The following is a 7094-nucleotide window of genomic DNA, read 5'->3' as shown; positions in this document are numbered from 1 at the left end:
CAACGGGACTTCCGAATACGTACCCCTGGTCGAGGGCCTCGGTGAGCCGGGCTCCCCGGTCGAGGCGGAACCGGATCTGAGCCTCGGGAAAACCGGTGGTCAGGGTGGACATCCACAACGGCAGCAGATGGTCGGCGGCGTGCTCGGTCGCCCCGACGGTGATCGTCCGAAGCTCCGCGGGCGCGCCGCCCTCCCGCCGGYCGACCCCCAGCTGCTCGAGCGCGCCGTCGTGCAGGGCGAGGATCCGCCGGGCCGCGGTCAGGAGCAGCTCACCATCCGGAGTGAACCGGGTGGCGCGACCGTCCGGCTCGACCAGCGGGCGGCCGATCGCCTTCTCCAACCGGCGGACATGCTGGCTCACGGCGGACTGCGAGATACACAGCAGGTGCGCGGCGCGGCGGAAGCCCCCGCAGTCGGCAATGGTGACGAAACTTCGCAAAGCCGTTACATCGAGCACGGGGGACACGGGCGCACTATAACACGAATTGATTACGTTTCGTGATTAGTTCGATCACGAATCCGCGTTGGACATTGGTTGGAAAAGGCACCACTCTCAGGAACATGGTCGGCAGGTCGAGCGCATCCGAGTATGGGCTGGTCATGGCGTACGGGCTGGTCACGGCCCGGGCCGGGGCCTGCCGTCGGGYGCGGGACCCGCTCGGCCGGTGCGTGCTGACGCGGCGGCGAGTCGTCGACTTCGGGATCCTCGCATCCTCCTGCTGTCGCTGCTGTTGACGCGGTCCTCGCCGCCCGGCCCGACGGCGCTGCGCTCCCGACGGCGCTGCGCTCCCGACGGCGCTGCGCTCCCTGATGACCGTCTTCCAGCACGTGCGGCAGGCCCGCGATCCCTTCTGGCCCGACGATCTTTACCGGACGATGATCGCCGACTCGCTGACCCGGCCGGTCCTGCTCAACGCCGTCCGGGCCGAGCCGGAGCTGGGCGCCCCGGTCCGCGGCGGACTGCCCGCCACGAAGATCCGTCGTACCGCCGACGGTTGGGTGCTGACTGGGCACAAAGGCTACGCGACGAGCTCGGAGGGCCTGAGCTACCACCTGGCATGGGCGGCGACCGAGGACGACGACCCGTTGCTGGGACACGCGATCGTGCCGGCTGACAGCCCCGGAATCCGCATCGTGCGCACCTGGGACCACTTCGGGCTGCGGGCAAGCAGCACCCACGACGTGATCTACACCGACGTCGAGATCCCCACCGGGAACTTCCGGGGGGTGCCCCGCTCCGCCCAGCCTGCCGACACGAGCCTGGCCGCCGTCACGATCGGCGCCACCGCCCTGTATGTCGGGGTGGCGCGGGCCGCACAGGAGTTCTTCGTGCGCTTCGCGAACGAACGCGTTCCGACGTCGCTGGGCCGGCCGATCGCCACCACCGAGCGGATCCAGACGATCGCCGGGGAGATCGAGGCGCAGCTCGTCGCCGCCGAGGAGGTCGCCTTCGGGGTGGCCCGCCGCTTCGATGAGGGCGCGCCGGACGCCGCGGAGCGTGCGGTGCTCGCGAAGCCCCTCGTCGCCCGGGCCGCCATCACCGCCGTGCAGACCGCCGTCGCAGCCATCGGCAACCCCGGCCTGACGCGGCACAACCCGCTCGAACGGCACCTGCGCGACGTGCACTGCGTCCGCGTCCATCCCCCCCAGGAGGACACGGCGCTGCTGATCGCCGGTCGCCGGACCCTCGCCACCGCAGCTCCCGCTGTGCGGTCCCCTGCCCCGCCCGCACCACCCGAATCGACGCCGACCTCGTCGTCTCGTCCAGGAGCACCTCCAGGAGCACCTCCAGGAGCACCATCACCATGACTACCCCGACTACCCCGACTACCCCGACTACCCCGCACCGGCACCGAACGACGCGAAGGCTGGCCGCAGCGGCCGTCTCCGTCCTCACGACCGTCACGCTCGCGGCCTGCGGGAACGGCGGCGGCAGCACGGCGTCGGGCGGGACCCCCGTCCCCGGCGGGCGGCTGAAGATCGCCCTCTGGTCGGACCTCCAGAACTGCGTCGACCCCAACCAGGTGTACTGGATAGAGACGCGCAGCCTCGACCGGAACATCGCCGACTCACTGACCGATCAGGATCCCAGCACCGGGAAGATCGTTCCCTGGCTGGCCAACAGCTGGACGGTGAGCCCCGACGCCAGCGAGTACACGTTCTCGCTGCGTAAAGGTGTGACCTTCAGCGACGGCACCACGCTCGACGCGGCTGCGGTGAAGACGGCCTTTGACGGGTTGCACGCGCTCGGCGCCAAGTCGACGCTGGGCCTGAGCTACCTGGCGAACTACAAGGCGACGACGGTCGTCGACCCCACCACGGTGAAGGTCGCCTTCAAGGGCGCCGCCCACCTCGACGGCATCGACGTCACCTACATCGCCGAGGACAGCGTCCGCGTCGGCCTTGACGATCCCGTGCCCGGGCAGTACTTTCGCCCCCTCTGGGACGCGCTGCACCTCGACTTCGGCCTCTCGCTCACCCAGAACACGACCGTCGGCGCGCTGCTCGCCGACAAGCTGCCCACGACCCTCGCCCTCGCGGCGGTCGCCGTCGTGCTCATGGCGGTGCTCGGCGTCACGGTCGCCTACCTCGCCAGCTACCTCCAGTGGGGGCCGGCGCGGGCGCTGCTGCCCCGGCTGCCCGCCGTCGCCATCTCGCTGCCGCCCTTCTTCGTGGGGCTGCTGCTCATCCAGATCTTCGCCTTCTCCCTCGGCTGGTTCCCGGCCACGGGCACGGACGGGTGGCGCAGCCTGGTGCTGCCCGCGCTGACCCTGTTCGGCGTCCTCGTCGGCCACATGGTGGCGAACGCCGTGGTCGTCGAGACCGTCTTCTCCCGCAGCGGCATCGGGCTCCTGGCCCAGCAGTCGGTCCTCAGCCAGGACGTGCCTGTCGTGCAGGCGATCGTCCTGATCGCCGCGGCCCTGTTCGTCACCGTCAACCTGCTCGTCGACCTGCTCTACTCGCTTCTCGACCCACGCGTCGCGTGGACGCCCCGGGTCAACTAGGCAGGAACTGATGCCCGAGAACATCCTCGCCAGGAATCGCGACCTCGCCCACCGAGAAGCTGCGCGGCCCGAGCCTCCACCACCTGTTCGGCACCGACGAACTCGGCCGGGACCTGTTCACCCGGGTCATCCACGGCTCCGCCATGACGGTCCGGGCAACCGGGGCGTCCGTGCTCATCGCGGTCGTCGTCGGTCTCGCGATCGGTGTCCTCGCCGGATTCTTCGGCGGCTGGATCGACGTGTTCCTCATGCGCGTGGTGGACGTTCTGCTCGCGATCCCGCTGCTGCTGGCGCTCGCGATCGTCACCGCCCTCGGGTTCGGCCTGGTGCCGATGGCGGTCGCGGTGGCGGTGGCCCTCGTGCCGCAGTTCGCGCGGACCACCCGGGCCCAGGTGTTCCAGGTCAAGGGCCAGGCCTACGTCGAGGCCGCCCGCACCGGGGGCGCATCCTGGGGTCGGGTGCTGTGGAAACACATCCTGCCCAACTCGTGGGGTCCGGTGGCGGTGCTCGCGGTCCTCGACTTCGGGACGGCCGTGCTCGTCATCTCCTCGCTCAGCTTCCTGGGCTTCGGTGCCCCGCCACCGGCGGCAGAATGGGGGACACTCATCTCGAACGGGCGCAACTTCCTCATCACCAGCCCCTGGCTGTCGCTGCTGCCGGGTCTGTTCGTCGGGCTGGTCGTGTTCAGCCTCAACCACATTGCCCGCACGATCGAAGAGGTGCAGCGGTGAACATGGTGAACACGGTGAGCGCGTGAATGCCGTGAGCACGGTGAGCACGAAGGCGGACGCCGTGGCGGGCCGGAACATCGTGGAGCTCACCGGGCTGTCCGTCGCGGGCACCGGCGTGACCGGCGCGTCCGAGCGGGTGCTGCGGACGATCCGCGGCACGGTGATCGGACTGGTCCCGCAGGACCCGATGGTCGGGCTCAACCCGACGATGCGGATCGGCGGGCAGGTGGCCGAGGCCGTGCGCCGCAGCGGCGTTGACAAGCGGCTCGTCTCCGCCGAGGTGGTCGAGGCGCTCGACCGGGCCGGGCTCGACAACCCGGTCCTGCGGGCCCGGCAGTACCCGAACCAGCTCTCCGGCGGCATGCGGCAACGGGTCCTCATCGCGATCGCGATCGCCGCGCATCCGCGCCTCATCGTCGCCGACGAACCGACGAGCGCGCTCGACGTCACCGTGCAGCGGCGGATCCCCGACCATCTCGGCCGCCTGGTTGCCGAGTCCGGCACCTCGCTGCTCATCATCACCCACGACCTCGGGGTCGCGGCCGACCAGGCCGACCGGGTCGTCGTGATGCGGCGCGGCCGGGTCGTCGAACGCGGGGCACCGGCGTCGATCCTGCGCACCCCGCGCGACCCTTACACCCGCCACCTCATCGAGGTGGCGCCGGCGTTGTCGTCCACCGGCGGCCTCGTCCCGCGCTTCCCCGAGGCGCCCCCGGCTCCCGAGCTGCTGCGGCTAGAGGGGATCACGAAGGACTTCCGGCTGCCCCGGACCCGGGGCGGGGAGCGGGTCTTCCGGGCGCTGGACGAGGTGTCCCTGTCGGTGCGGGCGGGCCAGACCCTGGGCCTCCTCGGCGAGTCCGGGTCGGGCAAGACCACCGCGCCGCGCATCGCGATGGGCCTGGAGAAGCCGACCAGCGGCCGGATCCACCTCGACGGGCAGGACATCACCTCCGCCGGCTGGTCGCAGCTGCGGCCGCTGCGGCGGCGGTTCCAGCTTGTCCACCAGAACCCGTTCTCCTCACTGGACCCGCGGTTCACCGTCGGGGAGAGCATCGCCGAGCCGCTGCTCTCCTTCCGCGTCGGCGACCGGGCCAGCCGCGCCGCCCGGGTGCGCGAGCTGCTCGATCAGGTCGCCCTGCCCGCCGCGTTCCGCGGCCGCCGGCCGATCGAGCTCTCCGGCGGCCAGCGCCAGCGGGTCGCGATCGCCCGGGCACTCGCGATCGAACCCGAGCTGGTCTTCCTCGACGAACCCGTCTCGGCGCTCGACGTGTCGGTGCAGGACCAGATCCTGACCCTGCTCCTGCGGCTGCAGCAGGAGCTCGGGGTCGCCTACTTCTTCATTTCCCACGATCTCGCCGTCGTGGCCCAGCTCGCCCACGAGGTCGCGGTGCTGCGCGCCGGCCGCATCGTCGAGAGTGCTCCGGCGGCCGACGTCCTCACCGCGCCGACGCAGGACCACACCCGCGAGCTGCTCGGCGCGATTCCCGGGCAACGGTTCGCGGCCGCACTCGCCGCCGCCCAAGGAAAGGACGCACGATGAGTCGCAGGTACGCACGCACGGTGAGTCGCGGGTACGCACGGTGAGTCGCGGGTACGCACGGTGAGTCGCGGGTACGCACGGTGAGTCGCAGGTACATCGTCATCGGAGCCGGGGCCGTCGGCGCGACCGTCGCCGTGGAGCTGCGGCTCGCCGGGATCGACGTCGTCGTCGTGGCCCGGGGCGCGAACCTCGCGGCGCTGCGGGCGGGCGGGCTGCGCTACATCCGACCGCCGGCCACGCCCGGCGGTGAGCCCGACGAGCGGCGGATCCCCCTCGACGTCGTCGGCGGCCCGGACGAGGTCGACCTGCGTGGTGACGACGTGCTCGTCCTCGCCACCAAGTCGCAGGACTCCGAGGCGCTGCTCGCGCAGTGGGCATGGCGGCCGGTTGACGTTGACGGCACGCGGCGCACGGCGGCGGAGGCGCTGCCCGTCGTGCTGCTTCAGAACGGGATCGAGAACGCCCGTACGGCGTTGCGCCGGTTCGCCACGGTGATCGACGCGGTCGTCCTCAGCCCCTCCTCGCACGTGCGACCCGGCGAGGTCGTGTCCCCGGCAGCCCCGCTCGCGGCGGCCTTCTACCTGGGCCGCGCCCCTCGCGGCGCCGTTGACGACCCGACCGCCGAGGCTGTCGCGGCCGACCTGCGCCGAGCCTCGTTCGCCGTCGCGGTCGTCGCGGACATCGACCGACGCAAGGCCGGCAAGCTGCTGGGCAATCTGGCCTACAACCTCGACGCGATCTACGCTCCGAGCGAGCTGCGCGACGCGGCGGCTGCCGTGCTGGTCGAGGAGGCGCGGCGGGTGTTCGCCGCGGCCGGCGTGGAGACCGCCGGCGTCTGTCCGGACGACGGGCTCGACCTGTCCGGCCTCGTTCCGCACGAGATCCCCGGCTTCTCCCGGGAGGGCAGCTCCACCTGGCAGAGCCTGGCGCGTGGCGGGTCGGTCGAGTCGGACTTCCTCAACGGCGAGATCGTGCTGCTGGCCCGCCTGCACGGGCTGGCGGCACCGGTCAACGCCGGGGTGCAGCGGCGGATCGCCACCGCGGCGCGCACCGGCACGCCGCCGGGCGGATTCGACCAGGCCGACCTCGCCGCCCTGCTGGCCTCGGCACCTGCCGGCGTGGTCCCCTATGCCGGCGTGGTCCCCTATGCCGACGTGGTCCCCTATGCCGACGTGGTCCCCTATGCCGACGTGGCCCCGGATGCCGGCAGGACACGTGCCGGCGTGGCGCTCGGGGAGGTCCTCGTCAACGTGAGACGTCTGCACGACGAGCTGCTCTCGCCCGGCCCGCCGCTGCTGCTCGACGTCCGCTGGGCCCTGGGTGACCCCCACGGGCACGACCACTACCGCGAGGGCCACCTGCCGGGCGCGGTCTACGTCGACCTGGACACCGAGCTCGCCGCCGCACCGGGCGGGACCGCCGGGCGGCATCCGTTGCCCGAGCTCGTCAACCTCCAGCAGGCCGCCCGGCGCTGGGGGCTGACCGCCGGGCGTGCGGTCGTGGTCTACGACGCGGTCGGCGGGCTGTCCGCCGCCCGGGCCTGGTGGCTGCTGCGCTGGGCGGGCGTCGCCGACGTCCGCATCCTCGACGGGGCACTCGCGGCCTGGCAGGAGGCCGGGTTCCCGCTCGAGACCGGCGAGATCATCTCGGCGCCCGGCGACATCGTCCTGCACGCCGGTCAGCTGCCGGTGCTCGACGCGGACGGCGCCGCCCGGGTGGCCCGCGAGGGTGTCCTCCTCGACGCCCGTGCGGCCGAGCGGTATCGCGGCGAGGTGGAACCGATCGACCCGCGCGCCGGCCACATCCCGGGAGCGGTGA

At 72.1% G+C, this 7094-nt stretch carries 5 protein-coding genes and 1 pseudogene; 5 read left to right on the top strand and 1 reads right to left on the bottom strand.

All coding sequences use genetic code 11. The annotated features are described in order from the left end of the window. Positions 1 to 466: LysR family transcriptional regulator (locus KBI5_RS16880; protein WP_133057063.1), on the bottom strand; the 466-nt coding region annotated here is incomplete at its 3' end. Between the two features lie 344 nt (positions 467 to 810). On the opposite strand from KBI5_RS16880, the gene KBI5_RS16875 reads away from it, so the two are divergent. The 5 genes and pseudogenes from KBI5_RS16875 to KBI5_RS16855 form a co-directional block, all read left to right on the top strand. After that, on the top strand, positions 811 to 1809 hold the full coding sequence (locus KBI5_RS16875) for an acyl-CoA dehydrogenase (protein WP_011436831.1): 999 nt from the start codon (positions 811 to 813) through the stop codon (positions 1807 to 1809). Beyond that, the gene (locus tag KBI5_RS27990; RefSeq protein ID WP_085015792.1) at positions 1806 to 3005 is read left to right on the top strand and encodes an ABC transporter substrate-binding protein; all 1200 of its coding nucleotides are present in this window, start codon (positions 1806 to 1808) and stop codon (positions 3003 to 3005) included. The genes KBI5_RS16875 and KBI5_RS27990 overlap by 4 nt, the downstream gene beginning before the upstream one ends. Positions 3006 to 3043: 38 nt before the next feature. Continuing rightward, positions 3044 to 3736, top strand: a pseudogene (locus KBI5_RS16865) (ABC transporter permease); the annotation flags it as partial. A 22-nt stretch (positions 3737 to 3758) separates the two neighbouring features. After that, positions 3759 to 5276 (top strand): ABC transporter ATP-binding protein, encoded by a 1518-nt coding sequence (locus KBI5_RS16860; RefSeq protein ID WP_035732766.1) that lies wholly within the window; start codon positions 3759 to 3761, stop codon positions 5274 to 5276. Between the two features lie 80 nt (positions 5277 to 5356). After that, positions 5357 to 7094: rhodanese-like domain-containing protein (locus KBI5_RS16855; protein WP_085015791.1), on the top strand; the 1738-nt coding region annotated here is incomplete at its 3' end.

The organism is Frankia sp. KB5 (assembly GCF_002099325.1).
Lineage (GTDB): Bacteria > Actinomycetota > Actinomycetes > Frankiales > Frankiaceae > Frankia > Frankia casuarinae.
This window is presented reverse-complemented; position numbering and strand designations above follow the sequence as displayed.